This window comes from Rhodococcus sp. NPDC057014 (genome assembly GCF_042673295.1).
Classification (GTDB): domain Bacteria; phylum Actinomycetota; class Actinomycetes; order Mycobacteriales; family Mycobacteriaceae; genus Rhodococcus_F.
In genome coordinates, this window is the sequence record NZ_JBHUSF010000634.1 from 1 (window position 1) to 1425 (window position 1425).

Genomic DNA, 1425 nt, shown 5'->3' on the forward strand with positions numbered 1-1425 from the left:
TAGTAGTACTTTGTTAGCTCGGCGTGTCGGCTCGAGTTTTCGTGGTTTTCTCGAGAGCATGCAGGCATGGAAGCAGCCGCTCTCGCCCGGGTCGGGGAACAGTTGGATACGTTTGTCGGTGAGGTGTTCTCGTCGCTGGCACGGAAGGATCAGCGGGCGAAGGCCGGGCTGTATGCGCGCGGGTTGATGCTCGACGGGCGTCGGAAGTCGATGCAGCCGATGGCGGAGCGGTTGCAGGTCGACCATCAACAGTTGCAGCAGTTCGTGACGACCTCGCCGTGGGACGTGGTTCCGGTACGGAAAACCCTCTCCCGCAAAGCGTGCGGTCTGATCGCCCCGGATGCGTGGGTCATCGACGACACCGGGTTCGTCAAGGACGGCGACCGCTCGCCGGGTGTGGCCCGTCAGTACTCGGGCACCCTCGGCAAGGTCGGCAACTGCCAGATCGCGGTCAGCGTGCACGCGGCCACCGATGCCGCGTCGGCCCCGTTGGACTGGCGACTGTTCCTGCCGCAGAGCTGGGACGATCAGTCCACCACCGATCCTGATGCGGTCGCGGAGATCACCGCCCGCAGGCGCCGGTCCGCGATCCCCGACGCGGAGCAGCACCGCACAAAGTGGGAAATGGCGATCGAGATGATCGACGAGCTGATCGAGTGGGGCCGGATCCCGCCGGTCGTGGTCGCGGACGCCGGCTACGGCGACACCACCGCCTTCCGGGAATCGCTGACCGAGCGGGGCATCGACTACGTCGTCGCCGTCAAGGGGTCCACCAGCGCCTTTCCCGGCGACGCAGTCCCCGAGACACCTCCCTACAGCGGGCGCGGACGGCAACCGGCCCCGCGCTATCCGGGACCGACTGCCAGCTGCAAGGACCTGGTCCTGGCCGCCGGACGGAAGGCCCTGCGGACGGTGACCTGGCGCCGCGGCAGCAAGGCCGACCCGACCAATCCGACCGCGGCGATGCGCTCGCGGTTCGCCGCACTGCGCATCCGCCCGGCGAACCGCGACATTCCCCGCGCCGACGACGGCACCCTGCCCGAGCTCTGGTTGCTCGCCGAGTGGCCCGCCGGCGCCGACGAGCCGACCGACTACTGGCTCTCCACCCTGCCCGCCGACACCCCACTGAAAGAACTCGTGCGCCTGGCGAAACTCCGCTGGCGCGTCGAGCACGATTACCGGGAGCTGAAAACCGGTCTCGGGCTGGACCATTTCGAGGGTCGTTCCTGGCTGGGCTGGCATCACCACGCCACCCTGGTCACCGCCGCTCACCTATTCCTCACCACCCTCCGGCTCACCGACCCAAAAGCAGCTGGGCAGGACTGAGCCTCTACGCCGTTCTCCGCGAACTCCAACGCGCACTTGCCCGTTGGATCGGTACCTGCCCACTCTGTGACCACACCTTCCCCACCTAACAAAGTACTA

Annotated in this window: 1 pseudogene; it reads left to right on the forward strand. The window is 67.3% G+C overall.

From position 1 onward, the window contains the following. Positions 1-66 precede the first annotated feature (66 nt). Positions 67-1396: pseudogene (locus ACFTZB_RS45615) on the forward strand (IS701 family transposase). The last annotated feature ends 29 nt before the right edge of the window (positions 1397-1425 follow it).